General features: G+C 70.6%; 23 protein-coding genes, 1 tRNA gene and 2 pseudogenes. 17 read left to right on the top strand and 9 right to left on the bottom strand.

From position 1 onward, the window contains the following. Nucleotides 1-17: 17 nt before the first annotated feature. Nucleotides 18-311, bottom strand: a pseudogene (locus ABZ858_RS25200) (glycosyltransferase); the annotation flags it as partial. A gap of 559 nt (nucleotides 312-870) precedes the next feature. Between ABZ858_RS25200 and ABZ858_RS25195 the strand changes: the two are divergent. From ABZ858_RS25195 to ABZ858_RS25160, 8 genes and pseudogenes are all read left to right on the top strand, one after another. Then, nucleotides 871-1,641, top strand: coding sequence for a kinase (locus tag ABZ858_RS25195; RefSeq protein WP_361382769.1), 771 nt, complete (start codon nucleotides 871-873; stop codon nucleotides 1,639-1,641). 8 nt (nucleotides 1,642-1,649) lie between these two features. Continuing rightward, complete coding sequence (locus ABZ858_RS25190; protein WP_361382766.1) at nucleotides 1,650-2,717, top strand: pyridoxal-phosphate dependent enzyme; 1,068 nt, start codon at nucleotides 1,650-1,652, stop codon at nucleotides 2,715-2,717. Continuing rightward, nucleotides 2,714-3,970, top strand: coding sequence for an ATP-grasp domain-containing protein (locus tag ABZ858_RS25185; RefSeq protein ID WP_361382763.1), 1,257 nt, complete (start codon nucleotides 2,714-2,716; stop codon nucleotides 3,968-3,970). The genes ABZ858_RS25190 and ABZ858_RS25185 overlap by 4 nt, the downstream gene beginning before the upstream one ends. A 47-nt stretch (nucleotides 3,971-4,017) precedes the next feature. After that, nucleotides 4,018-5,514, top strand: a complete 1,497-nt coding sequence (argH, locus tag ABZ858_RS25180; protein ID WP_361382760.1) for an argininosuccinate lyase — start codon at nucleotides 4,018-4,020, stop codon at nucleotides 5,512-5,514. 142 nt (nucleotides 5,515-5,656) lie between these two features. Beyond that, nucleotides 5,657-6,724 carry a transposase gene (locus ABZ858_RS25175; protein ID WP_361382757.1) on the top strand — a complete coding sequence of 356 codons (1,068 nt, stop codon included), beginning with the start codon at nucleotides 5,657-5,659 and terminating at the stop codon, nucleotides 6,722-6,724. After that, entirely contained in the window at nucleotides 6,700-7,317 is a 618-nt protein-coding gene (locus ABZ858_RS25170) for a transposase (RefSeq protein ID WP_361382754.1), read from the top strand. The genes ABZ858_RS25175 and ABZ858_RS25170 overlap by 25 nt, the downstream gene beginning before the upstream one ends. 70 nt (nucleotides 7,318-7,387) lie before the next feature. Continuing rightward, nucleotides 7,388-7,621, top strand: a pseudogene (locus ABZ858_RS25165) (transposase); the annotation flags it as partial. Between the two features lie 202 nt (nucleotides 7,622-7,823). Continuing rightward, nucleotides 7,824-8,270 (top strand): NUDIX domain-containing protein, encoded by a 447-nt coding sequence (locus ABZ858_RS25160; RefSeq protein WP_361382823.1) that lies wholly within the window; start codon nucleotides 7,824-7,826, stop codon nucleotides 8,268-8,270. Nucleotides 8,271-8,294: 24 nt separating this feature from the next. Here ABZ858_RS25160 and ABZ858_RS25155 read toward each other — a convergent pair whose 3' ends face one another. After that, nucleotides 8,295-9,062 (bottom strand): IclR family transcriptional regulator, encoded by a 768-nt coding sequence (locus ABZ858_RS25155; protein ID WP_189734008.1) that lies wholly within the window; start codon nucleotides 9,060-9,062, stop codon nucleotides 8,295-8,297. 278 nt (nucleotides 9,063-9,340) lie between these two features. Between ABZ858_RS25155 and ABZ858_RS25150 the strand changes: the two genes are divergently transcribed. Then, nucleotides 9,341-9,862, top strand: coding sequence for a hypothetical protein (locus ABZ858_RS25150; protein WP_361382751.1), 522 nt, complete (start codon nucleotides 9,341-9,343; stop codon nucleotides 9,860-9,862). 210 nt (nucleotides 9,863-10,072) lie between these two features. Here ABZ858_RS25150 and ABZ858_RS25145 read toward each other — a convergent pair whose 3' ends face one another. Then, on the bottom strand, nucleotides 10,073-10,393 hold the full coding sequence (locus ABZ858_RS25145) for a helix-turn-helix transcriptional regulator (protein WP_361382748.1): 321 nt from the start codon (nucleotides 10,391-10,393) through the stop codon (nucleotides 10,073-10,075). A 21-nt stretch (nucleotides 10,394-10,414) separates the two neighbouring features. On the opposite strand from ABZ858_RS25145, the gene ABZ858_RS25140 reads away from it, so the two are divergent. Genes ABZ858_RS25140 through ABZ858_RS25130 form a run of 3 tightly spaced genes read left to right on the top strand, consistent with a single transcriptional unit; the run spans nucleotide 10,415 to nucleotide 13,312 of the window. Next, a complete protein-coding gene (locus ABZ858_RS25140; protein ID WP_361382745.1) occupies nucleotides 10,415-11,221 on the top strand; it encodes a hypothetical protein in 807 nt (268 codons plus the stop codon). A 7-nt stretch (nucleotides 11,222-11,228) separates the two neighbouring features. Continuing rightward, entirely contained in the window at nucleotides 11,229-11,414 is a 186-nt protein-coding gene (locus ABZ858_RS25135) for a hypothetical protein (RefSeq protein ID WP_361382742.1), read from the top strand. Then, nucleotides 11,411-13,312, top strand: coding sequence for a hypothetical protein (locus ABZ858_RS25130; RefSeq protein WP_361382739.1), 1,902 nt, complete (start codon nucleotides 11,411-11,413; stop codon nucleotides 13,310-13,312). The genes ABZ858_RS25135 and ABZ858_RS25130 overlap by 4 nt, the downstream gene beginning before the upstream one ends. A 242-nt stretch (nucleotides 13,313-13,554) precedes the next feature. Here the strand turns inward: ABZ858_RS25130 and ABZ858_RS25125 are convergent. Both ABZ858_RS25125 and ABZ858_RS25120 read right to left on the bottom strand, forming a co-directional pair. Further along, a tRNA-Leu gene (locus tag ABZ858_RS25125) sits at nucleotides 13,555-13,642 on the bottom strand. A 116-nt stretch (nucleotides 13,643-13,758) separates the two neighbouring features. Next, nucleotides 13,759-14,733, bottom strand: a complete 975-nt coding sequence (locus ABZ858_RS25120; protein WP_361382736.1) for a beta-ketoacyl-ACP synthase III — start codon at nucleotides 14,731-14,733, stop codon at nucleotides 13,759-13,761. A gap of 265 nt (nucleotides 14,734-14,998) precedes the next feature. On the opposite strand from ABZ858_RS25120, the gene fdhD reads away from it, so the two are divergent. Then, nucleotides 14,999-15,877 (top strand): formate dehydrogenase accessory sulfurtransferase FdhD, encoded by an 879-nt coding sequence (gene fdhD, locus ABZ858_RS25115; protein ID WP_361382733.1) that lies wholly within the window; start codon nucleotides 14,999-15,001, stop codon nucleotides 15,875-15,877. Nucleotides 15,878-15,880: 3 nt separating this feature from the next. Here the strand turns inward: fdhD and ABZ858_RS25110 are convergent, their stop codons facing one another. Further along, nucleotides 15,881-16,324, bottom strand: a complete 444-nt coding sequence (locus ABZ858_RS25110; protein ID WP_361382730.1) for a MarR family winged helix-turn-helix transcriptional regulator — start codon at nucleotides 16,322-16,324, stop codon at nucleotides 15,881-15,883. Nucleotides 16,325-16,445: 121 nt separating this feature from the next. Here ABZ858_RS25110 and ABZ858_RS25105 point away from each other — a divergent pair, with 121 nt between their 5' ends. Then, nucleotides 16,446-17,363, top strand: a complete 918-nt coding sequence (locus ABZ858_RS25105; RefSeq protein WP_361382727.1) for a zinc-binding dehydrogenase — start codon at nucleotides 16,446-16,448, stop codon at nucleotides 17,361-17,363. 34 nt (nucleotides 17,364-17,397) lie between these two features. Here ABZ858_RS25105 and ABZ858_RS25100 read toward each other — a convergent pair whose 3' ends face one another. Then, nucleotides 17,398-18,462, bottom strand: coding sequence for a bile acid:sodium symporter family protein (locus tag ABZ858_RS25100; protein ID WP_361382724.1), 1,065 nt, complete (start codon nucleotides 18,460-18,462; stop codon nucleotides 17,398-17,400). A 162-nt stretch (nucleotides 18,463-18,624) separates the two neighbouring features. Here ABZ858_RS25100 and ABZ858_RS25095 point away from each other — a divergent pair, with 162 nt between their 5' ends. Then, nucleotides 18,625-19,488 carry a LysR substrate-binding domain-containing protein gene (locus tag ABZ858_RS25095; RefSeq protein WP_361382721.1) on the top strand — a complete coding sequence of 288 codons (864 nt, stop codon included), beginning with the start codon at nucleotides 18,625-18,627 and terminating at the stop codon, nucleotides 19,486-19,488. Nucleotides 19,489-19,562: 74 nt separating this feature from the next. Here ABZ858_RS25095 and ABZ858_RS25090 read toward each other — a convergent pair whose 3' ends face one another. After that, nucleotides 19,563-20,564, bottom strand: coding sequence for an Lrp/AsnC family transcriptional regulator (locus ABZ858_RS25090; protein WP_361382717.1), 1,002 nt, complete (start codon nucleotides 20,562-20,564; stop codon nucleotides 19,563-19,565). A 393-nt stretch (nucleotides 20,565-20,957) separates the two neighbouring features. On the opposite strand from ABZ858_RS25090, the gene ABZ858_RS25085 reads away from it, so the two are divergent. Next, nucleotides 20,958-22,787, top strand: a complete 1,830-nt coding sequence (locus ABZ858_RS25085; protein ID WP_361382714.1) for a long-chain fatty acid--CoA ligase — start codon at nucleotides 20,958-20,960, stop codon at nucleotides 22,785-22,787. A 117-nt stretch (nucleotides 22,788-22,904) separates the two neighbouring features. Further along, entirely contained in the window at nucleotides 22,905-23,741 is an 837-nt protein-coding gene (locus tag ABZ858_RS25080; RefSeq protein WP_361382711.1) for an aldo/keto reductase, read from the top strand. A 198-nt stretch (nucleotides 23,742-23,939) separates the two neighbouring features. Here the strand turns inward: ABZ858_RS25080 and ABZ858_RS25075 are convergent, their stop codons facing one another. Next, nucleotides 23,940-24,902, bottom strand: coding sequence for a class I SAM-dependent methyltransferase (locus ABZ858_RS25075; protein ID WP_361382708.1), 963 nt, complete (start codon nucleotides 24,900-24,902; stop codon nucleotides 23,940-23,942). Nucleotides 24,903-24,924 lie beyond the last annotated feature (22 nt).

Below are 24,924 nucleotides of genomic sequence, written 5' to 3'. Positions count from 1 at the left end.
GACTGGGGCCGGACCAGTTCGTCATTGAGCGGAGCGAACGGAACGTCGAATTCCGCGGCGAAGTCCCCGTAGAGACGTGGGCCGACGAGCGTGGCGGCGTGTCCTGCCCGGTTGAGCGCGTAGGCCAGGGCCAGATACGGCTGCACGTCGCCACGGCTTCCGTCCGTCACATAGACCAGAACCTTCAACTCCGTTCCTTCCTCGAGACCAGACCGGGATACATCTCGACACGGAGCGCTGCCGGGGGATCGATGCGGCTCGCAACAGGCGAACGTACGTGATGGGAGGGGGAGCGGCGGGGCGCCGCGCATCCGTGTGCCGCGGCCGTGCCCCGCTCGGGGACCGTCCCGGCCGTGTCACGGGCGGGACCGCGTCGATCATACAGGCAGCACCTCGCCGGACCGCAGCCCCACACCCCAACTCCGGCTGTTTCCAAGCTCTTTGTCGCGTTCCGGGCAAGCCACGCCCCTGCCGGGCCCCGGAGGCACAAGCGGGCGGTTCCCGCTCCGGTTGTGCCCTTGATCACTTGCAAAATACCCCGGCCGCAGGTCAAATCAAGGGGTTACGGTGCGATCGGCCACGGGGGCATCCCAGGGTGCGGGCCATTGCCGCCGCAGGCATCGCCGTGTTCCGGCACTCGTTTCCCCTGCTGCTCCGCCTGCTGTACGCCCCCATCCGGAGCGGCTCCGAGCATGGTTGTGACAGCCCATCGAGGTAGCAGAGGAAGCCAGGGAACAGGTGGACCAGAGCAGAAGGCGGATGGGTGAGGCGTCGGCCCCGACACACCACGGCGAGGTGCTTCAGGGGATGTTCCGCGACCGGGGCACGGCGCGGCGCGGCCTCGTCACCCTCCCCTGCCCCCTGTACCGTGTGCGTGCACGCTTCGCGTCGGACGGCCGGGCCGACGTCACCGTGTCCCCCGGCTGGCGCACCAAGGCCCGCACGGCCGCGCGCCTGGCTCTGTCCGCCCACGGCCTGCCCCCGGGCGGACATCTGGAGATATCCAGCGACGTGCCGCTCGGGCGCGGGTTCGGGTCTTCGACGAGTGACGTCCTCGCGGCGATCGGGGCCGTCCAGGACAGGTACGCGCTGCGCCTGCCCCCGGCGGACAAGGCCCGGCTCGCGGTACGCGCCGAGACAGCGTCCGACTCGTTGATGTTCGACTCGACGGCCGTGCTCTTCGCCCAGCGGGAGGGCGAGGTGATCGAGGATTTCGAGCACCCCCTTCCCGCGTTGTTCGTCCTCGGCTTCGGATCCAGGCCGGCACTGGGAGGCTGCGGAGTCGAGACCCTCTCCCTGCCGCCCGCCCACTACACCGATGACGACGTCCTGCAGTTCGGGGAGCTGCGCGCCATGCTCCGCGAGGCCGTTCTCGCCAAGGACGTGGCCCTGCTCGGCCACGTGGCTACTGCCAGCACCCGGCTCAACCAGCGCCACCTTCCGGTACCGCAGCTGGACCGCATCCTCAACATCGCCGAGGAAGCCCGGGCGTTGGGCCTTCAGATCTCGCACAGCGGGGATGTCGCCGGGCTGCTCTTCGACCGCGACGACCCCGCGCTCACCGTCCGCTCCACACACGCCGAGGGGTTACTGCGCGACATCGGCATCGTCGAGTCATGGAAGTTCGCGACGAACGGATGAATGAGTTCATGACGATCCAGCAATCAGCCGTCTACCCCTCGGTGATCGAGGCGGTCGAACTACCCAAGATCATACATATTGGCGGCAACCTCTACGCCGCCGCGTTCACCCTGATGAAGCTCCTGCCGGCCCGCCACATCATCGACAGGGCCATCGCCGCCGGAGACCTCACACCGGGCACGCCGGTCATCGAAACGTCCTCCGGCACCTTCGCCCTCGGACTCGCCCTCGTCTGCCGGCAGCGGGGCCTCCCGCTCACCATCGTCGGCGACCACTCCATCGACGACGACCTCCGCAACCGCCTGGAAATGCTCGGAGCCGAGGTGGAACTCGTCGAGGACCACGGGCGGCCCGGCGGTATTCAGGGGGCCCGGCTGGCCCGGGTGGAGGAGCTGCGCCGGGCCAGGCCGGAAAGTTTCGTGCCACAGCAGTACACCAACCCCGAGAACCCGGCCGCCTACGCCTCCGTGGGCCGGCTCGTGTCCCGCACTCTGGGGCCCGTCGACTCCCTCGTCGGGCCCGTCGGCTCGGGAGGGTCCACGTACGGCATCGCCTCGACCCTGCGCGCGGACACGCCAGCGCTGCGCCTGATCGGCGTCGACACGCACGGCTCCGTCATCTTCAGGGCACCGGAGGGCCCTCGGCTGCTGCGAGGTCTGGGCAGCAGCATCGTTCCGGGGAACGTCGTGCACACCGCGTACGACGAGGTCCACTGGGTGGGGCCGGGCGAGGTCTTCCACGCCACCCACGAGCTCTACCGGCGCCACGGCCTGTTCATGGGTCCGACCAGCGGTGCCGCGTTCCTCGTGGCCTCGTGGTGGGCGCAGCGCAACCGCGACTCCACAGTACTGGCGATACTCCCGGACGAGGGGTACCGCTACCAGTCCACCGTCTACAACGACGCCTGGCTGCGCGGCCAGAACGTCCGGCCCGCGCTGCCCGCCGACGGCCCCCGTCTCGTGGAGAGGCCGGGAGAGGGCGACGGGAGCTGGTCCAGACTCCTGTGGAACCGCCGCACGTACGACGACGTCGCGGGCACCTCCAACGACCTCCAGACACAAGGGAGCCCCACGTGACACAGCCCGTGCTGCTACTCGTGGAAAGCAACACGACCGGAACCGGACGGCAGTTCGCCCAGCAGGCGAGGACACTGGGCATCCGGCCCGTCCTGCTCTGCGCGGACCCCGGACGCTACCCGTACGTGGCCGAGGACGACGTGCGTGCCCTCGTCGTCGACACGGCGGACGATGCCGCCGTCCTCGTCGCCGCCCGGCGCCTGCAGGAGCAGGCTCCGATAGCCGGGGTCACGTCCAGCTCCGAGTACTACGTGGCTACCGCCGCCGCCACCGCACGCGCCCTGGGTCTGCCCGGCCCGGACGCCGACGCCGTACGGGAATGCCGCGACAAGGCACGGCAGCGACAGCGGCTGCACGAGGCGGGCGTGGGTGTTCCGCGCCACGAGCGGGTGCACGGCGTCGACGGGGCGCGGGCCGCCGCGTCTCGCATCGGGTACCCCGTCGTGCTGAAGCCCGTCCAGGGTTCCGGCAGCCTGGGCGTGCGGCTGTGCGCGGACGCCGAAGAGGTGTCGGCCCACGCCGCGGCCCTGACGTCCGCCGCCGTGAACGAGCGCGGCGTGGCCGTACCCCGGGACATCCTCGTCGAGGAGTACCTGCGCGGCGCCGAGTACTCCGTGGAAGTGTTCGGACACACGGGCGTCGTCGTCGTCGCGAAGCACCTTGGCCCGCTGCCGGACTTCGTCGAGCTGGGCCACGACGTTCCGGCCCCGATACCGGCAGACGCCACGGCACTGCTTCGGGACGAGGCCGTACGCGCGCTGAAGGCACTCGGACTCGGCTGGGGAGCCGCACACGTCGAGCTGCGCATGGACGGCGACGACGTCCGCGTCATCGAGGTCAATCCGCGGCTGGCCGGCGGCATGATCCCGGAGCTGGTCCGCCTCGCCCTCGGCGTCGATCTGGTGGCCTGTCAGGTCAGGACAGTCGTGGGTGCTTCCTCGACCGACACCCCGTCGGCGGCGGGCAGGGCGGCCGCGATCCGGTTCCTCACCTCCGGCCGTCCGGGCTTCATCGCCGACCGCACCCGGACCGAGCGGGCCCTGGAGACGGCCCGTTCGGCACCCCACACCGAGACCGCCGTGCTGTACCGCGCTCCCGACGATCGGGTCGAGCCCGCCCACGACTTCCGGGGCCGGCTCGGACACGTCATCGCAGCTGCCGCCGACGCGGCCCTCGCCGGCGCATCCGCCGACGAAGCACTGCGCGAACTGGCCGGCGCGCTCCGCCCGGCTTCCCAGGGGGCAGAAGTATGAGCTCCGAACACACCACGGATGCGGCTGCCGCGACGGCGCGACCCGGTGTGGACACCGGAAGGCTGAGCACTGGACTGAACGACGAGGCCCACGCGATCGTCTACGACCAGTACCTCTCCCCCGTCGACGTGGCCGACGGACTTGGCGAGGAGCTCCACCTCATCAGTGAGGTCGACCGCGCCCACCTGGTGATGCTCACCGAGCGCGGGATCGTCCAGCCGGCCCACGCGTCCGCCCTGCTGAAGGCCATCGACGACCTGCGCCGCTCCGACTTCGCCGCGGTACGGGCCAGGCCCATGCCCCGGGGCGTCTACCTCGCGTACGAGGGCCTGCTGACCCAGCGGCTCGGCGAGGGGATCGGCGGTGTGATGCATACCGGCCGCTCCCGGAACGACCTCAACGCGACCACGGCCCGGCTGCGCGGCCGTCGGCACTTCCTGCGCCTGGTGGACGCCACCGAGGCGTTCACGAGGACCCTTCTGGACAAGGCTGAGGAGCACAGGGCCGTCGTCATGCCCGCGTACACCCACGGGCAGCCCGCGGTTCCCATCACCTACGGGCACTACCTGGCCGGCGTGGGCTGTTCCGTGCTCCGCGCACTCGAGGACCTGCTCCATGCCGGGCGGGAGCTCGACGTCAACCCACTCGGCGCCGGAGCGGTGGGCGGCACGTCCGTGCCCATCGACCCGGAGCGCACGAGCCTCCTGCTCGGGTTCGCGGGCCCGGCGCGCAACTCGGTCGATGCCGTTGCCTCCCGGGACTTCGCGCTCAGGCTGCTGGCCGCAGCCTCGGGGCTGGGCGTCACCGTCGCCCGTGTCGCCCGGGACCTCTCGGCCTGGACCTCCGAAGAGGCCGGCCTCGTCCACCTTGCGGACGACCTGGTGGGCTCCAGCTCGATGATGCCGCAGAAACGGAACCCGTTCCTCCTGGAGCACGTCCAGGGCCGGGCGACCGCGAGCCTGGGCGCGTTCACGGCCGCCGCCTCCTCGATGGCCACCGCCTCGTACACCAACGCCATCGCCGTGGGCACGGAGGCACTGCGGCACACCTGGCCCGGGCTGGGGAACGCGACGGACGCCGTGACCCTGCTGCGGCTCGTCGTGCACGGCGCCGAACCGGATGGGGAGCGCATGCTGCGGCGCGCCGTCGAAGGCTTCACTCCCGCCACCTATCTGGCCGAGCGGCTGGTTGCCACGGGGATACCTTTCCGCAGTGCGCACCACCTGGTGGGCAAGACGGTGGTGCACGCCCTGGACACGTCCCGATCCTTCGCCGAGGCCGCCCGTGACGTTCCGGAGATCACCCGGCTGGCGTCCCACCACGGCGAGCCGGAATCCACCAGCGGGGTGGACGACTGGCTGCAACCGGCGGCTGTCGCGCGGGCCTGCGCATACGGCGGAGGACCCGGCGGTGACTCGACAGCCCGCGCCGTGGCCGCACTCCACGCTGATCTGGAGAAGGCGCGGGCCGGGTCCGATGAGCGCCGGACACGGTGGGCCGCCGGCGCAGCCGCGCTCGACGAGGCAGTGGAGAGACTGGTGTGACCACTCCCGGGGACGGCCCCGTCTGAGGTGACCCCGGCGGCGACTCTGCTGGTCTTTTCACGGTGAATCTTGCGTGATCTTCGTGAGGGCGGGACAGTGAGCTCGTATAGGCGTTCGCGGGGATCCGGTGGGGTGATCCGTGATGTCGTTGTTGTCCAGGCCCGGTTATGAGGTTCCGGCGTTGACGGAGCGGGTGGCGCGGGCGGCGTTCCCGAAGGGGTCGCTGGCGATCCGGATGCGCGACGCGCTCGGCGAGGTGTTCGTTGACGAGGAGTTCGCCGGTCTGTTCGCGACTCGCGGGTATCCGTCCACCGCGCCGGCCCGGCTCGTGATGGTTTCGGTGCTGCAGTTCGCCGAGGGCCTGACGGACCACCAGGCCGTGGAGGCCGTGCGCGTGCGAGTGGACTGGAAGTTCCTCTTGGGCCTGCCGCTGGAGGATCCGGGATTCGACGCCTCGGTACTCAGCGAGTTCCGCACTCGCCTGACCAGGCAGGACGGTCGGACGGACCGGCTGCTGACCTTGCTGCTGCGGCACCTGCGAGAACATCGCCTGCTGGAGCGCGGCGGGCGGCAGCGTACCGACGCCACCCACGTGCACGCCGCGGTCCGCCTGCTGAACCGCCTGGAACTGGCGATGGAGACGATGCGCGCGGCCCTGGAAACCCTGGCGGTCGCCGCCCCGGTCTGGCTACTCGAACACGCCCCGGCTGCGTGGTGGGAGCGGTACGCGAAGCGCGCGGACGATTACCGGCTGCCCCAGTCCGAAACCGCCCGCACCGCACTGGCCGTCATCGTGGGCGCCGACGGCTACCAGCTCTTGGACGCGGTCCATCGCCCCAACGCCCCGGCCTGGCTGCGGGAACTCCCCGCACTGCAGGTCCTGCGTCAGGTCTGGGTCCAGCAGTACTACCGCGATCAGTTGGGCCATCGCTGGCGGGACAAGAGCGACCTGCCGCCCAGCGCGACCGCGATCGGCAGCCCGTATGACACCGACGCCCGCTACGGCATCAAGCGCGGCATGGGCTGGCGAGGGTTCAAGGGGCACTTCACTGAGGTCTGCGAGCCGGACCGGCCGCACGTCATCGTCCATGTCGCCACGACCGCGGCCACCCTGAGCGACGTGGAGACCGTCGGTGCCGCCATGCCGACCTGGCCGCCGCCGACCTACTGCCGGAAAGGGAATCGGTGGACGCCGCCTACGTCAGCGTAGACCACATCCTCGAGGCCGCCCTCGTCCACGGCGTCGACCTGTTCGGTCCCGTACCCGCCGGTCACCAGTGGCAGACCCGCGACCCGGACGCCTACGACCTGACACACTTCACCGTCGACTTCGACCACCGGCATGTCACCTGTCCCACCGGTGCGGTCAGCCGCAACTGGCGTGACTCCATCAGCGCCGATGGACTGCCGACCATCCAGGTCACCTTCCGTCTCCCGGACTGCACCCCCTGCCCGCAGCGCGCTCACTGCACACGCTCGACGGTCAATGCCCGGTCCCTGACCTTCCGCCCCCGCCCGCAGTTCGAGGCCCAGCAGCGCCTGCGCGCCGAGCAGGCCACTGATGCCTGGAGGGAGCAATATGCCCTGCGCTCGGGAATCGAGGGCACCATGTCCCAGGCATCCCGTCGCTGCGACGTCCACCACGCGCGCTACAAGGGGATTGCCAAAACCCACCTGCAACACGTACTTACCGCGATTGCCCTCAACCTCGTCCGCATCGACGCATGGCTCTCTGGAACCTCGCTCGGCGGCAGCTGGACCTCACGCCTCGACCACCTCCGCCTCTCACTCGCGTCACCGTGAAAAGACCAGCAGGGTCGGCGGTGTGGACACTCTGACAACGGATCTTGCAGATCCAAGGGAAGGTGTCCTGGTGGGACGTAGGTCTCCGTATCCGGAGCAGTTCAGGAGTGACGCGGTGGCGTTGTACCGCGCGGCGGGCGGGAAGCGTACGTACGCGGCGGATGTCAGGGTGACCGGCGAGACCTTGCGGAGCTGGGTGCGCCAGGCCGACGAGCAAGCGGGCCGCGGTCGCAGCCGCGGTGACCAGACCGGGGAGAGCAGGGATGAGGAACTGGCCCGGCTGCGGGCGGAGAACGGCCGACTGTGCAGCGGTCATTGCAGTGTCCGTGCGGCTTGTGGGCTGCCCGAGCGCGGATCACATTCACCGCATTGAGCTCAAAGATGAAACTCGCATCGATCTAGGGACACGAGTGGCCGGTTAAGCGGCCGCATGTCAGGATCGAACTGTGCCTGCTTTCCTGGACGCCGCAGAGAGTTCGAGGTGCCCTGCCGTGCCGCCTCCCAGGATGAGGCGGGTAGCGTTCGTCGCGGTGCTGAGCTCGGACGGGCGGCTTGCCCTGGTGGCAGACGACCTGCCTGGACCTCTTCCCCGATGGGTACTGCCTTCAGGATCCGCCCGAGCCACAGAAACCTACCGCGAGGCGGCAATGCGCGTACTCCGCGATGTGGTCGGCGCGATGCCGGTGCGCGGGGGCGCCGTTGAAGGATGCCGTTGGGCTCCGGTGCCTGTGCCTGTCGGCCGGAGCCGTCGAGAGGCACACGTGTTCATCTTTCGTCTCGCTGCGGCTGGTGATCCGCCGGAGCATCTGTCCTGGAGAGGAGCGACACACTGGGCGGGGCCTGAGCAGTGGCAGGAGTTGTGCACACGGTGCGATCTGCCAGATGTGGATGTGCTGTTGACGGGATACCTGGAGGGGTGGGTCCCGGACGGGCGGATCACGTTGGGGTCTTGAGTCCCGGTACCTCGGCACCCGCTGTCACTCTGCCCTGGCGATTGTGGTGGCGGTCTCCTGCAGGGCCGCGGCAACCGCTGGCATATCCTGTTCACGCAGACGTACGGCGGGTGCGTAGACGGAGATCGCGGCGAGCGGTTCCCCGATGCGGTTGCGAATGGCCACGCCTACGCCGTGCAGGTCGTGTGCGCTTTCCTCGAGGTCTGCCGCCCATCCCCGGACTCTGACTTCCTCCAACTCCACCTCAAGCAGTGGCCACTCAGTGATGCTTCCTGCCGCCGTGGCAGGGAGCGCGGCCGGGAGTGTCGCGCGTACATCTGCCGGGTCGCGCAGTGCGAGCAGGGCCTTGCCCGCCGCTGTGACGTGGGCGGGGAGCTCCTGTCCGAGCGGAACGCTGACGCGCAGGACATGCCGGCACTCGACTCCGTCGAGTAGTCGGACGACGGCCGCATCCAGGGAGTACAGGCACACCGTCTCCTGTAGCTTCTCGGAGAGCTCCTCAAGGGGTCTGCGCGCCTGTCGTCGGACGTCCAGCTGGGCGATCGCTGCCAGTCCCATGCGTACGAGTTGCGGCCCCGCTGAGTATCCGTGCTGGCCAGGATCGTGGCGCAGGAAACCCGTGCGCTGGAGGGTGACCAGGATGCGGTGTGCGGTGGAACGTGAGATACCGAGCTCCCGGGCGGTTTCGGTAACACCGATCTCCCCCCGGTCATACGCCAGGACGAGAACATCCAGGGCCTTCGTCACCGACGCCAAGGCCTCTGTCGCCGACAGATGCTTGCCATCCACCATGAAGGAACCGTAGCGCTCGAACGTTCCCGGAGACCGGGAGCTTCGACAGAATCCACACGTCAGGATTCTGTGGTGGCACGTCCCACAGTTCCGGTGCTGCATCGCTCGAACCCAGCGAGCCAACTCTCCGCCAAGACAGGTCGAGCCCTGCGCTAACCTCGACCGGACTTGCCGCGCTTGAGCGCACTGCTGACCGTTTGATAGCACCTCAGAGGAACTGCGTGCGTGCCACAGTGTGCCGTCCCTACACTGGCAGCGGTCTTCCTTAGGAGTTCGCTATGGCGGGATACCGGACCAGCGCACCTGCGTCAGACAAGGGTGTCTACATCGGCCAGGCCCGGCATGCCGTGAAGGAGCTGATCACTTCACTGCGAGGCGAGTTGGCGACATTGGAAGCTGTGTACGCGATGATGTGCCAGGGAATCGAATCCACCGATGTCCGCGAAGTGCCGTCGGACGCTGGCGAGGATGCGGAAACCGCCCAGCCTTCTCGGGAGGGTCTGTCTGAAGTTTCTGTCGCCGGCGAGGATCCTTCGTCCGAAGATGCGCGCCCGGGCATTGGCGCTCGGGCCCTGGGGCCACCGCGTAACGGAAGCATGCGCGATGCGATCCTCACACTCCTGTGCGCCGCTCAAGAGGCAATGTCCATCACCGATATCGCGGCGGCGGTGCGCCCGGGAGCGGACGCGACGGTCCGCTCATCCGTAGGAAAAACCCTCAACCGCATGAAGCAACTTGGCGAGGTGGAAAACGTAGCACCGGGAATGTTTCGGGCCGTGCTGTCGTCCCGGGCTGCTTGATCCACCCGAGAACGACCCTAACCCAACAAGCAGGCCTCCCTCGATTAGCGGTCGAGGGAGGCCGCCAAACACGCGAACGGACGCTTCTCCTAGCAGGGTTCCGGTCCGTCGCGCACGTTCACTCTAGCGCTCCCATGGGTGGCGCTATAGGGCGTCTACGCCATTCCGTACTTGAGCGTGCACGGCTGACCTCAAATAGGCAATTGGGGATCAGTCATGAGCACATTGGGTCGCATTCGATCCGGGCCAGAGCGTCAGGCCCAGGGCGCGCTCCAGTCGGCAGACCGTCAGCACGTCCGGCCAGGTGGCGCCCGCCAGCAGATCGCCGATGGTCTGCCTGCCGACGTTGCTCTGTGCGGCGAGTGCACGCAGCGAGAGCTCTGGCCTCTCACGCAGGGCGGCGGCGAGGCGGCGGGCAATCGTCTGGACCACCGCCGCGGCGGGCTCCCCGGCGATCCGGGCATCCGGCCACTCCTCCGGATCGACGGCGTAGCTCCTTGGCGGCGCCGTGCGCGCTCGGCCTCCGGTCATAAAGATGCGTTCCTTCAGATCGTGATCGACACTGACACCAGCGGCCGGTTAACCGGCCACCTGTCATGGGCCTTGCGCCTGGAGGTCGCTGTGTCGAATTGCCTGCTGGCCTACGCACCGAAGGCGGAGACGGTGCCGCCCGCCCAGTGGCGCCGCATCGCTCCGGTCGTCCGCTCGCTGGGATTCATGGCCGTCGCAGCGGGACCCTACGGCCCAGACGTGGTCATGACGCCGCTCGCACGGCTGGTCGCCTGGGTCGAGGCCCAGGGCCTCCCGCTCGAACCCTCGGTGATCCTTGACCAGAGCACCGTCGAACGATTCATCCTCGTCGGCTGCCGCGACATGGCCGCCAACAGGCGCCGAACCTGCAGCAGCCAGCTGCGCCGGGCCTCCGAAGCACTCCTGCTGGACCAGCTCGGACAGCATCCGCCGATCCGGCTGAAGGCCACGGCCGTACCAGTGGCCCCCTACCCGCCGGCGGAAATCGCCTACTGGCTGATCTGGGCGCAGAGCCTGCCCACCCCGGCCCAGCGGCGCAACGCCTGTCTTCTGTTCTGTCTCGGCGTCGGCTGCGGGCTCGCCGTTGAGGATCTTGTGTACGTTCAGGGGCGGGATATCCTCGCGGGCCCCACCGGCCGGGCCCTGGTCAAGGTGCACGGGCGCCGTCCGCGCACTGTCGTATGCCGCTACGCCTACGAGGAACTGCTGCTGGCGGAAGCCGCCCACATCCCGGCGGACGCGTACGCCTTCCGGCCTGACTGGCAGGACCGCACCAGCAAGCACATCGGACTGGCTGGCCAGGTACCCGCGGATCATCGGCCGTTGTGACGGTGCAGTGCTGCAGACCCAGCGGCTGCGTACGACCTGGCTCGTCGAACTGCTGAATGCAGGCATTCCGCTGAAGGTGATCCTCAAAGCGTCGGGACTCGGGACCCTGCACAGCCTCTCGCGCTACCTCGTCTTCCTCCACGACGTGCCCGAAGCGGAGGCATCCGATCTGTTGCGGGGGGCGGCGGCATGAGCAGGAAGAACCCGGAGGACAAACCCTGCCGGCGTACCGGCCTCGCCTTACGCCCTGCACCGCAGGCCCCCGGCCGTACCCTCAGCGACCGCGTTGTGAGGCAGGTCTTCGACCTCGTGCGCCACAGTGGAATACTGGAACGCCTTCCCTCTGACGAGCACCGGCCAGGCCCGAAGGGCTTCCCGTTCCGCACAGTGCTGATCGGCCTGATCCTGTCGCAGTACATGGGCAAGAGCGCCAACATCGACGATGCGTGGGAGACACTCTTCTTCGCACTGTCTCCAGGGTCCAAAGCCCTCCTTGACGTCCCCGACGTCGACCTGCACATCCCCGAGGACGCAACCCGAGAAGAGATCGACCGCGTCGCGCACCAGCAGTACGCGACGTCGAAGCGCGTCTACCGGTCCTGGGCCTCGATGACCCGGCGCCTTGACCCGGCACCACACGACCGCCGCAAGCGGCTGTCTCTCAGCGAGGCCAAGACGATCCGACGGAAGTGGAATGCCCGCGACAACCAGGACACCGTGCGCAACCTGGAGGCCATCGCCCAGGATCTGATTCTCGCTCCGGTGATGGCTTCCTACCGGCGCGGCGACTTCGCTCGGTGGCCTGGCCACATCGCGGTCGACGACACTCCGGTTCCGGTCTGGGGCAAAGAGCCGGACTACCACCAGGACCGGGCCTCGCTTGAGATCACCGCCGGGATGTACGTGAAGGGAGGAACGCAGAAGAAGTCGGGGCCCAGCGGCAAAGCTGCAGCCTCCACGAACACTGGCACCCGGCGCGGCACGACAAACAAGCCACCGCCTCGCAAGACCAAGTCGGCACGGGAGAAGAAGGCCAAGGCGCCGGAGAAGAGAGAGTTCCGCTACGCCATGATGGCCGCGTTCCCAGGCCATGGCCATGGCGACCTCGCCGGCGCCTACCCCGCGGTCTGCCTCGGCATGATCCTTCGCACCCCGGGCACCGAACCCGGCCCGGCCGCCCTGCGCGCCATCCAGCCGGCCTTCGAACGAGGCCTGGTCAAAGACCTGTTCTGCGCCGACCGGGGCATCACCCAGGCCAAGCCTCACAACCTGCATCTGCAGCTGCTCAAATTCGGCCTCAACGCGGTGAAGCACTACAACGACGACAAGGTCGACCAGCAGGGAGAGTTCCGCGGCATGCAGCTGGTCGGCGGCGAGTTCTACTGCCCGCTGATGCCCACCCCGCTCATCACTGCAGGCGCCACATACATCGACAGCCGCACGGACGAGGACCGCGCCCACGCACTCAACCTGATCCAGTCCCGGAAGGACTACCAGACCAAGATCAAGGAATACGGGCCCGCAGGGGACCAGCGTCGACAGTGCCCCGCCCTCGGGCCGCACGCCACGGTCACCTGCTACCGCCGGCCCCAGCCGCGCCCGTCCACCGTCGTCGACCTCGACACCCCCACTGTCCGTACCCCGGCAGCCCTGCCCACCATCCCCAGGCCCAAGCGGGACACCCCCGTCTACCCCGACATCTGCAGGGGGAAGAGCATCACCGTCCCGGGCACCGTGTTGGCCAAGTGGCGGCAGAAATACCCCCTGTTCACCCCTCTGTGGCAGGAAGCCTGGTCCGGACTGCGCAGTCAGAACGAGGGCGGCAACGGCAACCTCAAGAAGTCCGCCCTCGACAGCATCGACAATCCCCAGCTCCGCCTGCCGCACGGACGCGTCGCACAGACCCTGCTCAATGCCGTCATCATCTTCGTGGCAAACCTCAGAGCCATCCGACGGTTCCTCCGCGACCAGGGCATCCAGCCCCGCAAGGCCAGCACGCAGAGCGCCGCAACCCAACCCGGTGAGCCCTCCGACCCGCCCCTGGCGCGACCGCTTCCGGCCGAGCAGGTCGAGCCTCCGCCACGCGAGTGACACACCTCCGTCGCGCTCCGCCCCCTGAAAACCCCACATGCCTGCGCCACGGCTACCAGCCGTCGCGCAGGCATGTCCTGTTTCCGCAGGTGAGAGGCGCAGTACCTGGACCGCCACCGCCTCACCTCCTCATCGAGCCGATCACGAGGCTCGAGGCCCCAGAAACGACGAATTACCGGTGAGTCACATGACTCGACCGGTAATTCGTGAACGCTTCGGGACGATCTCGTGAACGTCCCTGCTGGTGTCCGAGGGGGGACTTGAACCCCCACGCCCGATAAAGGGCACTAGCACCTCAAGCTAGCGCGTCTGCCATTCCGCCACCCGGACCAGGTGTCTGCCGCTTCGCGGGGTGTTCCCCGCGGCGACATGGACAACCATACCAAGGTTTCGCGGTGCGTTTCACCTGCGTATTCCGGTGGGCGGGGGCAGGGAGGAGGGGGCACTCAGGGGCAGCGGACGACCTGGCCGGCGTAGGAGAGGTTGCCTCCGAAGCCGAACAGGAGTACGGAGTCGCCGGTCGTGACCGTGCCGTGCTCCACCAGTTTGGACAGGGCCAGCGGGATGCTCGCCGCCGAGGTGTTGCCGGACTCGCTGACATCGCGGGCGACCACGGCGTTCACGGCGCCGATCCTCGCGGCCAGCGGCTCGATGATGCGCAGGTTCGCCTGGTGCAGGACGACCGCGGCGAGTTCCTCGGGGGCCACGCCCGCCCGCTCGCAGGTCTGCCGGGCCAGCGGCGGGAGCTGTGTGGTGGCCCACCGGTACACGCTCTGCCCCTCCTGCGCGAACCGCGGCGGCGTGCCCTCGATCCGTACCGCGTGCCCCATCTCCGGCACCGAACCCCACAGCACCGGCCCGATCCCGGCCGGCGTACCCGGCGGGCATGCCTCGACCACGGCGGCGCCCGCGCCGTCACCGACGAGCACACAGGTCGTCCGGTCGCTCCAGTCGGTCACGTCCGACATCTTGTCGGCGCCGACGACCAGGGCGCGGGTCGCGGCCCCGGCCCGCACCGTGTGATCGGCGGTGGCCAGCGCGTGGGTGAAGCCGGCGCACACCACGTTCACGTCCATCGCGGCCGGTCGCGGCACTCCCAGCCGGGCCGCCACGCGGGCGGCGGTGTTCGGGGAGCGGTCCACGGCCGTGGAGGTGGCGACCAGGACCAGGTCGATGTCGGCGGGCGTGAGACCGGCCGCCGCCAGCGCCTTGGCCGCGGCGTGCGCGGCGAGTTCGTCGACCGGCTCGTCGGGCCCGGCGATGTGCCGGGTGCGGATGCCCACCCGGCTCCTGATCCACTCGTCACTGGTGTCCACCAGGGCGGCCAGGTCCTCGTTGGTCAGCACCTCGGCGGGCTGGTAGTGGCCGACGGCGGCGATACGCGTGCCGGTGGTGCCGGTCAGGCCGGTCGTGCCGATCATGGGAGTCCCCCTCGTTGCCGTGGGTGGCGGTGCCGTGGGTGGCGGATTCATCAGTCTGATCAGTGACCCGTGGGTACGACGGCAGGTGAAACCACAGGAAACGGGGGGACTCCTTGTCGGCTTCTGTCAGACACCCGTGTCCCGCGGTGCCGCCCTCCACTGGAGGGGACCGCAGCACCTCCCGGCCCGTGCAGGACAATGAGCCCACGGCCGCTTCGGTTGCCGGACCGCACCCACACGTACAGAACCGGGGCTGATCAAGGACATGGGACGAGTCACGGAACGACGCAAGGTGATCCGCATCCGGGACGGTGCCGTCTCCACCCGTCCGGACACCCTGGTGGCCGAGGAGCCGCTGGAGATCCGGCTGAACGGCAAACCGCTCGCGATCACCATGCGCACCCCGGGCGACGACTTCGCGCTGGCGGCCGGCTTCCTGGTCAGCGAAGGGGTGCTGGGGGCCGCGTCGGACCTCGTGAACATCGTCTACTGCGCGGGCGCGACCGCGGACGGCGTGAACACCTACAACGTGGTGGACGTCAGGACCGCCCCCGACGTCGTCCTCCCCGACATCACACTCGAACGCAACGTCTACACCACCTCCTCCTGCGGCCTGTGCGGCAAGGCCAGCCTGGACGCCGTGCGGACCACCGCCCGCTGGCCGATCGCGGACACTCCCCCGGTCCGCGTCGAGCCCGGACTCCTCCTGAGCCTTCCCGACCGGCTGCGCGCCGCCCAGCGGGTCTTCGACCGGACCGGCGGGCTGCACGCGGCGGCCCTGTTCAGCGAGGAGGGCGAGCTGCTGGACATACGGGAGGACGTGGGCCGCCACAACGCGGTCGACAAACTGGTCGGCCGCGCCCTGCGAAGTGGTGGCCTGCCGCTGTCCCGGGCCATCCTGCTGGTGTCCGGCCGCGCCTCCTTCGAGCTGGCGCAGAAGGCCGTGATGGCGGGCATCCCGGTGCTGGCGGCGGTCTCGGCACCGTCCTCGCTGGCGGTGGACCTGGCCGCGGAGACCGGCCTCACCCTGGTGGGCTTCCTGCGCGGCACCGGCATGAACGTGTACGCGGGCGAGGAGCGCCTCGCGCTGAGCAGCGACAGCGACGGCGACGGCGACGGCAGTAGCGCGATGACCGAGGGCTGAACCTCAGCCTCGCGTCCCCGACACCCGGATCAGCAGCTCCACGAACCGCTCGCGCTCCGCCTGCGACAGCGGTGCGAGCAGGGTCTCATTGGCCTCGCGGGCCGCCTTCTCGCAGCGGGCCAGCAGCCGGCCGCCCTCGGCGGTGAGGCTGACCGCGTTCTTGCGGCGGTCGCCGGGGTCCGGCTCGCGCAGGACGTACCCGGCGGACTGGAGGTCGTTGAGGACGCCGACCAGGTCCTTCGGATCGAGTCCGACGCCCCGGCCGAGGTCGGCCTGGGCGACGGGGGCGAGGTCACGGACGGCGGAGAGCACCACGTGGTGCCACATCTTCAGTCCTTCCGCGGCCAGCGCCTCGGCGACCAGGGACCTCCCACGGGCGGCGGCCCGGCCGAGCAGCCAGCTGGGCAGGGAGCGGATCTCGGCGAGGGGGGCTTCGACTTCGGCCATGGCGGCAGCGTAGCGAAGAATTCGTTGGACTTCCCTACGATTGCGCCTATATCGTTGGGGCTCCCAATGAGTTCTCCGTGAGTCCGTCCGTCCCGGCGGGCCGGCCCGCCCTGGAGGTGCGATGCGACGCGTCCGTTACGAGTCGACCGGTGGCCCCCTGTTCCTGGAAGAGGTTCCCGTCCCCGAGCCGGGGCCCGGTGAACTCCTGGTGCGCTGCGAGGCGGTCGGCGTCACGCTGCCCGTCGTCCGCAAGGTCACCGAGGCCGCCGAGCCGATCGCGCTCGGCGGCGAACTGGCCGGCGCGGTCACGGCCGTCGGACCGGGCGTGACCCGCTTCCGTACCGGTCAGCGGGTGACCGGGCTCTGCTTCGGGCACGGGTACGCCGACTACGCGCTGCTGCGCGAGGCCATGGCCTCCCCCGTCCCCGACGACGCCGGTGCCGTCGACGCGGTCGCCCTGGTCCGCAGCGGTCTCGTCGCCCTCGGCGCGCTGGCTGCGGCCCGGCCCGAGCGCGGCGAGGCGGCGCTCGTGACAGCGGCGGCGAGCGGCGTGGGCCACCTCGCGGTGCAGCTCGCGCGGGTCCGCGGCGCGGCCCGCGTCGTGGGCGCGGTCTCCGATCCGGCCAAGGCGGCCTTCGTCCGCTCCCTGGGCGCCGACACAGTGGTCCGCTACGGCGACGACGGCTGGGGCGAGCCGGTCGACTACGTCCTGGACGCGGTCGGCGGCGGCCTCCTCACCCCGGCGGTGGCCGCGCTCGCGCCGGGCGGGCGGCTGGTGGCGTACAGCTCGGGCGGCGGGACCGTCCAGGCGTACGACCTGCTCGTGGGCGCCAAGTCGGTGATCGGCTTCCACATGGCCCGGATCGCCCGTGGCCGCCCCGAGCTGTACGAACGCTGGCGGCAGGAGCTGTGGCGGCTGTTCGGGGAGGGTGCGCTGCGGCCGGTCGTGCACGGCGAGTTCGCCCTTGAGGACGCGGCGAGGGCGCACGCGGCGATCGAGTCGCGGAGCAACCTCGGCAAGGTGGTGCTGCGCCCCTGAGCCGGGGAGTTCCGTCCGCGACCTCCCGGACGGCTCAGCGCGAGCCGCTCACCGGGTTCACCGTCCCCGCGGCGGCGGAAGAGGAGGAAGGAGCAGGAGCAGGAGAAAGAGAGCCGGCCGCACCCTCCGCTTCCGCGTCGTGCGCCCGGCGCTTGGCGATCACCGCGCACACCATGAGCTGCATCTGGTGGAACAGCATCAGCGGCAGTACGGCGAGGGAGGCGTGCGCGCCGAACAGGACGCTCGCCATGGGCAGCCCGGAGGCCAGGGACTTCTTCGACCCGGCGAACTGGATGGCGATGCGGTCCTGCCGGCCGAAGCCCAGCATCCGGCCGCCGTACCAGGTCAGCGCCAGCATCACGGCGAGCAGCACGGCCTCCACGGCGAGCAGGCCGCCCAGCCGCAGCGGGCTGACCTGGTGCCAGATGCCCCGGACCATGCCCTCGCTGAACGCCGTGTAGACGACGAGCAGGATCGAGCCCCGGTCGACCAGCCCGAGCACCTTCTTGTGCCGGGTGAGAAAACCGCCGACCCAGCGGCGCAGCACCTGCCCCGCCAGGAACGGCACCAGCAGTTGCAGCACGATGGTGACCAGCGAGTGCGCCGAGAAGCCGCCGCCTCCGCTGCCCAGCAGGGCGGCGGCGAGCAGCGGGGTGAGGATGATGCCCACGAGGGAGGAGAAGGAGCCGGCGCAGATCGCCGCGGGCACGTTGCCGCGGGCGATGGAGGTGAAGGCGATCGACGACTGGATGGTCGAGGGGACCAGGGTGAGGAAGAGCAGGCCCTGGTAGAGCGGCTGGTTCAGCAGTACCGGGACCAGGCCGCGGGCGGCGAGGCCGAGCAGCGGGAAGAGCACGAACGTGCAGGCCAGCACGGTGACGTGCAGGCGCCAGTGCTTCAGCCCGTCCAGCGCCTCGCGGGTGGAGAGCCGGGCGCCGTAGAGGAAGAAGAGGAAGGCGATCGCGGCGGTGGAGGCGCCGGAGGCCACATGAGCGGCGCCGCCGCGGGCCGGCAGGAGCGCGGCCACGCCCACGGTCGCCAGCAGCAGCACGATGTACGGGTCGATCGGCAGCCGGCTCGGCCAGCGCAGGCGTTTCACGGTGCTCCACTTGCTCGTACTTGCTCGTACTTGCTCTGCTTGTGCGTACTTCGGACGCCGGGTTCTCCCGCCCCATCGTCCCCCACCCCCCGGCGATCGGGAAACCGTCACACCGCTCTGACTGTCATCATGAAACGCGATGAGCGCCGCTAGTCTGGGAGGGTGTACGACCCCGCTCAGCTGCGTACCTTCCTCGCCGTCTCGCAGACGCTCAGCTTCACGCAGGCGGCGCGGCGGCTCGGGCTGCGGCAGTCGACCGTCAGCCAGCATGTGCGCCGCCTGGAGGAGGCCACCGGGCGGCTGCTGTTCACCCGCGACACCCACTCGGTGGAGCTGACCGAGGACGGCGAGGCCATGCTCGGGTTCGCGCGCCGCATCCTGGAGGCGCACGAGCAGGCGACGGCGTTCTTCACCGGGACCCGGGTGCGCGGCCGGCTGCGGTTCGGCGCGTCGGAGGACTTCGTGCTGACCCGGCTGCCGGAGATCCTGGAGCACTTCCGCTACGGGCATCCCGAGGTCGATCTCGAACTGACGGTGGAGCTGTCGGGCACGCTGCACGAGCAGCTGGCCGCCGGGAAGCTGGATCTGGTGCTGGCCAAGCGGCGGCCGCAGGACCCGCGCGGTGAGCCGGTCCGGGAGGACCGGCTGGTGTGGATCGGCGCGGAGCGGCTCCGCCTGGACCCCGACCGGCCGGTGCCGCTGATCGTCTACCCGCCGCCCGGCATCACCCGGGCGCTCGCCTTCCAGGCCCTGGAGCGCCAGGGGCGGGCGTGGCGGGTGGCGTGCACCAGCGGCAGCCTGAACGGGCTGATCGCCGCCGCCCGCGCGGGCCTGGGCGTGATGGCGCACTCGCAGGGGCTGATCCCGCCGGGTCTGGTCCGTGTGCCCGAGCGCGCCGGGCTGCCGGAGCTGGGCCGGGTCGGTTTCGTCCTCGTGCACGGCCGGCACCGGCCCTCCGCGCAGCCCGCCGCCGACGCTCTGGCGGCGGCGATCCTGGCGGGCGGCGAGCGCCTGCACCGGCGTTAGGGACCTCCCCCGGGAGCCAGAGCAGTGCCTGGGCGGTGCCTGGGCGGTGCCTGGGCGGTGCCTGGGCGGTGCGGTCAGCGCGGTCTGCGCGCGTACGTGAGCTGCTTGACGCGGCGCAGATACGGTGTCGCCTCCACGTGCTGGACGCCCGGCAGGGCGCCGAGGGGGCCGCTGAGGTAGGCGTACAGGCCGGCGGTGTCGGGGGCGACGGCGGTCGCCATGATGTTGGAGGGGCCGGCCGTGGCCGTCACGAAGGCGATCTCGGCGTGCGAGGCGAGCGCCTGGCCGACGCTGTGCAGGGCGGCGGGCGCGGCGGTGATCCACAGGGCGGCGCCGAGGCGGTGGCCGAGGAGTTCGGGGTGGTACTCGACGTCGAGGTAGACCGCGCCGGAGGCGATGAGCGCGGTCAGCCGGCGTTTGACGGCGGACTCGGAGCGGCCGGTGGCGCGCTGGAGTTCGGGCAGGCCCGCGCGGCCGTCCCGTTCCAGGGCGGCGACCAGCGGTTCGTCCTCGGGGTCGATCCGGGCCGGGCCCGGGCGGGGCGGCGTCTCGGGGCGCAGCGCCTCGGTCTCGGCGGCGGTGAGCGCGCGGAACTTGCGCACCCAGCCGTCCGGGCCGCCGAAGAAGCGGTGGAGCAGCTGGTGGGCGCGGATCTCCACCACGCTGGGGGTGCGGGGCAGCTTGCCGAGCAGCAGGTCGTCGCGGTCGCCGGGGCTGCGCGGCCGGGTCCCGCAGATCACCTCGGTGCCGCCGGAGGCGAGCGCGATCCAGTGGGTGTCGGGGCGCTTGGCGAGCGCGTCGGCGATGGTCTGGGCGGTGTCGGGGACGCAGCGCAGCCGCAGCATCCACTGGTCCTGGCCCAGCCGCTCGGGGTCGCGGACGGCGACCACCCGCAGCCCGCCCTGGGCGCGCAGCCTGCGGTAGCGGCGGGCGACGGTCTGGTCGGAGACGCCGAGGACCGCCCCGATCCGGCTGAAGGAGGCCCGGGCGTTCACTTCGAGGGCGGACAGGACCCGCAGGTCGAGCGGGTCGAAGGTGTCGGACCGCAGGACCGGTGCGGGGGATTCCGTCGTCATCCGGCTGTCTCCTGTCGGGTTCCGGCGCGCGGCGGGTGGTTCCGGGGAGGACGCCGCGCGCCGTCCATCGTAAGGAGGCGCGCGTACGCGGTGTGCGCGGGCGCCCGAGTCGCACGGCCCGCGCCTGGCGGCAGCCGCACCACACGCCACGCGCCACGCGTCGGGTGTCGGGCGCCGTACAGATTCGGTGGAGATACGGCACCGAAACTTACTGAAGCGTAAGGAATTCTGTCCGGCCCTTCCCCTTGTGGGCGCATTTTCCGCCACTGACCAGGGCGGACCTGAGCACCGCTCGCTTTTGGCCCCCCTCCCGCCCCGCCGTGGTGTGGGGTAGCTTTCACGGCGCTGTGCGGAGCGTCACAGGCAGGGCGGTACAAAGGGCGGGAGCGGGGTTTGCGCGAGTTCACCAGCCCTCCGTCGGCGTCGGCACCGCCGGTGGGCGGACTGGCCGACGTCGTGTTCCAGCACGCCCGGAAGGACCCGCTGCGCGTCGCGCTCGGCCGCAAGGACGCGACCGGGCGGTGGCGTGATGTGACCGCCGCCGAGTTCCGCGACGAGGTGCTCGCGCTCGCCAAGGGCCTGCTCGCCCAGGGCGTCCGCTTCGGCGACCGGGTCGCGATCATGTCGCGCACCCGGTACGAGTGGACGCTGTTCGACTTCGCGTTGTGGACGATCGGCGCGCAGGTGGTACCGCTGTACCCCACCTCCTCGGCCGAGCAGTGCTTCTGGACGCTGTACGACGCGGAGGTGTCGGCGGCGATCGTGGAGCACGAGGACCACGCGATGACGATCGCCACCGTCATCGACCGGCTGCCGCGGCTGCGCCGGCTGTGGCAGTTGGACACGGGGGCCGTGCAGGAGCTGTACGACGCGGGCGCGTCCCTTGAGGACGAGGTGGTGCACCGGCACCGCGAGGCCGTCACGCCCGAGTCCGTCGCCACGGTCATCTACACCTCCGGCACCACCGGCCGCCCCAAGGGCTGTGTGCTGACCCACGGCAACTTCATGGTGGAGGCGGACACGGTCCTGGACCGCTGGGAGCCGGTGTTCCACTCCCGCAAGGGCGACGAGGCCGCCACGCTGCTGTTCCTGCCACTGGCGCATGTCTTCGGCCGGATGGTGGAGGTGGCCGCGGTGCGCGGCCGGGTCCGCTTCGGCCACCAGCCGCAGCTGAACGCCGCCGCCCTGCTGCCGGACCTCCAGGCGTTCCGGCCGACGTTCATCCTCGCCGTGCCGTACATCTTCGAGAAGGTGTTCGACGCGGCCCGGCGCAAGGCCGAGAAGGAGGGCCGGGAGGGACCCTTCGAGAAGGCGGTCGACATCGCGGTGAAGTACGCGGACGCGATGGAGGCGAAGGCGTGGGGCGTGGGCCCCGGCCCGTCGGCGGCGCTGCGCGTGCAGCACCAGCTCTTCGACAAGCTCGTCTACGCCAAGGTGCGCGCGGCGATGGGCGGCCGGCTCCGCAACGCCATGTCCGGGGGTTCGGGGATGGACCGCCGGCTCGGGCTGTTCTTCGCCGGCGCCGGTGTGCAGGTCTACGAGGGCTACGGGCTGACCGAGTCCACGGCCGCCGCCACCGCCAACCCGCCCGACCGCACCCGGTACGGCACGGTCGGACAGGCCATTCCGGGCGTGACCGTGCACATCGCCGAGGACGGCGAGATCTGGCTGCGCGGCGGCAACGTCTTCCAGGGCTACCTCAACAACCAGAAGGCCACCGACGCGACCCTGCACGACGGCTGGCTGGCCACCGGCGACCTGGGCTCCCTGGACGAGGACGGCTATCTGACCATCACCGGCCGCAAGAAGGAGATCCTGGTGACCTCCGGCGGCAAGAGCGTGGCCCCGGGGGCCCTGGAGGAGCGGGTGCGCGACCATCCGCTGGTGTCCCAGTGCATCGTCGTCGGCAACGACCGCCCGTACATCGCCGCGCTGGTCACCCTCGACCACGAGGCCGTCGAGCACTGGCTGAAGATGCGCGACAAGCCGAAGCCGGCCACGGCCGCCGCCCTGGTGCGCGACGCCGATCTGGAGACCGAGGTGCGGCGGGCGGTGGTCGCCGCGAACACGCTGGTCTCCCAGGCCGAGTCGATCCGCACCTTCCGCATCCTCGCGCAGCCCTTCACCGAGGAGCACGGGCTGCTGACCCCGTCGCTGAAGCTGAAGCGCAGGGCCATCGAGAAGGCCTACGCCGACGAGGTCGAGGCACTGTACCGGGTGTGAGCCGGCGGATCGGGGGGACCGGTTCCGGACGGAGGGGCCGGTCAGGAATGCGGCACGGCCCGTGATCGTTGACGATGTCAGTACCACTTCTGACGACAAGCGAAGGATCAACAGCTCGTGAGCAGCAAGGTCCCCCCGATCACCCTGAACAACGGCGTCGAGATGCCCCAGCTGGGCTTCGGCGTGTGGCAGGTGCCGGACGACGAGGCGGAGCGCGCCGTCGCGACCGCGCTGGAGGCCGGGTACCGCAGCATCGACACAGCGGCGATCTACGACAACGAGGAGGGCACCGGCAAGGCCATCGCCGCCTCCGGCCTGCCCCGCGAGGACATCTTCGTCACCACCAAGCTCTGGAACGGCGACCAGGGCTACGACGCCACCCTGCGCGCCTTCGACACCTCGCTGGCCAAGCTCGGCCTGGAGTACGTGGATCTCTACCTGATCCACTGGCCGCTGCCGTCCGAGGGCCGGTACGTCGACACGTACAAGGCGTTCGAGAAGCTGCACGCCGACGGCCGCGCGCGGGCGATCGGCGTCTCCAACTTCCTTCCGGAGCACCTGGAGCACCTGATCGCCGAGACCTCGGTGGTCCCGGCCGTCAACCAGATCGAGCTGCATCCGCACCTGCAGCAGCGCGCCTCCCGTGAGTTCCACGCCGAGCAGGGCATCGCCACCGAGGCGTGGTCGCCGCTCGGCCAGGGCAAGGGCCTGCTGGAGGTCCCGGCGATCGTGGCGATCGCGCGGAAGCACCAGCGCACCCCGGCGCAGGTCGTGCTGCGCTGGCATGTGCAGCTGGGCAACATCGTCATCCCGAAGTCGGTGACGCCGTCCCGGATCAAGGAGAACATCGAGGTGTTCGACTTCAGCCTGGACGACGAGGACCTGGCGGCGATCAGCGCGCTCGACGAGGACCGGCGGCTGGGCCCGGACCCGGCCACCTTCGACGTGGTCTGACGGCCCACGGACCGGGCCTGACGGGCGCACGCGCCCTCGGCGGCGCGTCCCGGACCGCTTCACTGCGGTCGCGGGGCGCGCCGCTCGCGTGGGCCGGGACCCACCCGGACGGCGTGAAACGGCCCGCCCGCTCCCGGCGGTCACGCAGGGCGACAGGCCGGCCAGGCAGTTCCTCCCGCCCCGGCCTCCCGCGTGTGTTCAGCCGGTGCGGACGGCCGTGTGCACGGTGTACGCCTTGAGGACGAAGACGTCCGGCCTGCGGTGCACGCTCGCCTCGTCGTCGGGGTCGAGGAGCCGGTCGAGGGCCGCGCGGTCCTCCGCGTCGATCCTCTCGGACATGGAGTCGCGCAGCCGGCCCAGGGTGTCGGCGACATAGGCGCGGGCCTGCCCGGAGGCCGGGGCGGGCAGGTCGAGGAGGAAGGTGCGGGTGCCGGTGGGCTTGAGGCCGGCCGCGCCCAGCAGCGCCGGCCAGTCCTCCGTCTCCGCGACGGAGCCGGGCAGCTCCTCGCGCATGCGGTGGAACCACTCGGCCTCGACCGCGTCCATCCGGGCCTGCAGCCCGGGGCGGCCGACGCCGAGGTCCCGGGGCAGGTAGCGGGCGGGCAGGCCGCCCTCCAGCAGGGCGAGGGTGCCGCCGGGCGCCAGGTGCTCGGCGAACGCGGCCAGGGCGGCGCGCTGGTCGCCCAGGTGGTGCAGGCTGTTGCTGGCCCACAGCAGGTCGGCCGGGTACGCCAACTCGCTCAGCACGTCCGGGAGTTCTCCGGAGATCGTGGTGAAGCGGTCGGCGAGCCCGAGCCGGGCGGCACGGTCGCGGGCCCGCTCAAGCAGCGGTGCGGAGCCGTCCACCGCCACCACCCGGGCGTTCGGGAAGGTCTCGGCGAACAGGCAGGCGACCACCCCCGGCCCGCTGCCGGTGTCGGCGATCAGCGCGGGCTCGCGGACCGTCTGCCCCAGCCAGTCCATGACCTGCCGGTACAGCGGTGTGAAGAGTTCCGCCTGCGACTGGAGCAGCGGGGCCAGCACGGCCCAGTCGAGGTCGGCCCCGTGGTGATGGCCGTGCGGTCCCCCGTGCTCGTCGCGGCCGTGGCCGTGGTCCTGGTGGTCCTGGTGGTCGTGGACGTCGTCGTGCGGACCGTGGTGGCCGCTGTGCTCCTGCGCCATGATGATCAGCCTCTCCTCTCGG

Source organism: Streptomyces sp. NPDC047017 (assembly GCF_040644175.1).
In the GTDB taxonomy this organism is placed as follows: Bacteria; Actinomycetota; Actinomycetes; order Streptomycetales; family Streptomycetaceae; genus Streptomyces.
This window is presented reverse-complemented; position numbering and strand designations above follow the sequence as displayed.

Excerpts from the sequence above, each read along its gene's own strand:
- ABZ858_RS25190 (WP_361382766.1), top strand. The coding sequence starts at position 1,650 with ATGACGATCCAGCAATCAGCCGTCTACCCCTCGGTGATCGAGGCGGTC.
- ABZ858_RS25145 (WP_361382748.1), bottom strand. The coding sequence starts at position 10,393 with ATGACCGGAGGCCGAGCGCGCACGGCGCCGCCAAGGAGCTACGCCGTC.
- ABZ858_RS25175 (WP_361382757.1), top strand. The coding sequence starts at position 5,657 with ATGTCGTTGTTGTCCAGGCCCGGTTATGAGGTTCCGGCGTTGACGGAG.
- ABZ858_RS25090 (WP_361382717.1), bottom strand. The coding sequence starts at position 20,564 with ATGACGACGGAATCCCCCGCACCGGTCCTGCGGTCCGACACCTTCGAC.
- ABZ858_RS25105 (WP_361382727.1), top strand. The coding sequence starts at position 16,446 with ATGCGACGCGTCCGTTACGAGTCGACCGGTGGCCCCCTGTTCCTGGAA.
- ABZ858_RS25120 (WP_361382736.1), bottom strand. The coding sequence starts at position 14,733 with ATGATCGGCACGACCGGCCTGACCGGCACCACCGGCACGCGTATCGCC.
- ABZ858_RS25110 (WP_361382730.1), bottom strand. The coding sequence starts at position 16,324 with ATGGCCGAAGTCGAAGCCCCCCTCGCCGAGATCCGCTCCCTGCCCAGC.
- ABZ858_RS25160 (WP_361382823.1), top strand. The coding sequence starts at position 7,824 with ATGAGGCGGGTAGCGTTCGTCGCGGTGCTGAGCTCGGACGGGCGGCTT.
- ABZ858_RS25155 (WP_189734008.1), bottom strand. The coding sequence starts at position 9,062 with ATGGTGGATGGCAAGCATCTGTCGGCGACAGAGGCCTTGGCGTCGGTG.
- ABZ858_RS25075 (WP_361382708.1), bottom strand. The coding sequence starts at position 24,902 with ATGGCGCAGGAGCACAGCGGCCACCACGGTCCGCACGACGACGTCCAC.
- fdhD (WP_361382733.1), top strand. The coding sequence starts at position 14,999 with ATGGGACGAGTCACGGAACGACGCAAGGTGATCCGCATCCGGGACGGT.
- ABZ858_RS25150 (WP_361382751.1), top strand. The coding sequence starts at position 9,341 with ATGGCGGGATACCGGACCAGCGCACCTGCGTCAGACAAGGGTGTCTAC.
- ABZ858_RS25130 (WP_361382739.1), top strand. The coding sequence starts at position 11,411 with ATGAGCAGGAAGAACCCGGAGGACAAACCCTGCCGGCGTACCGGCCTC.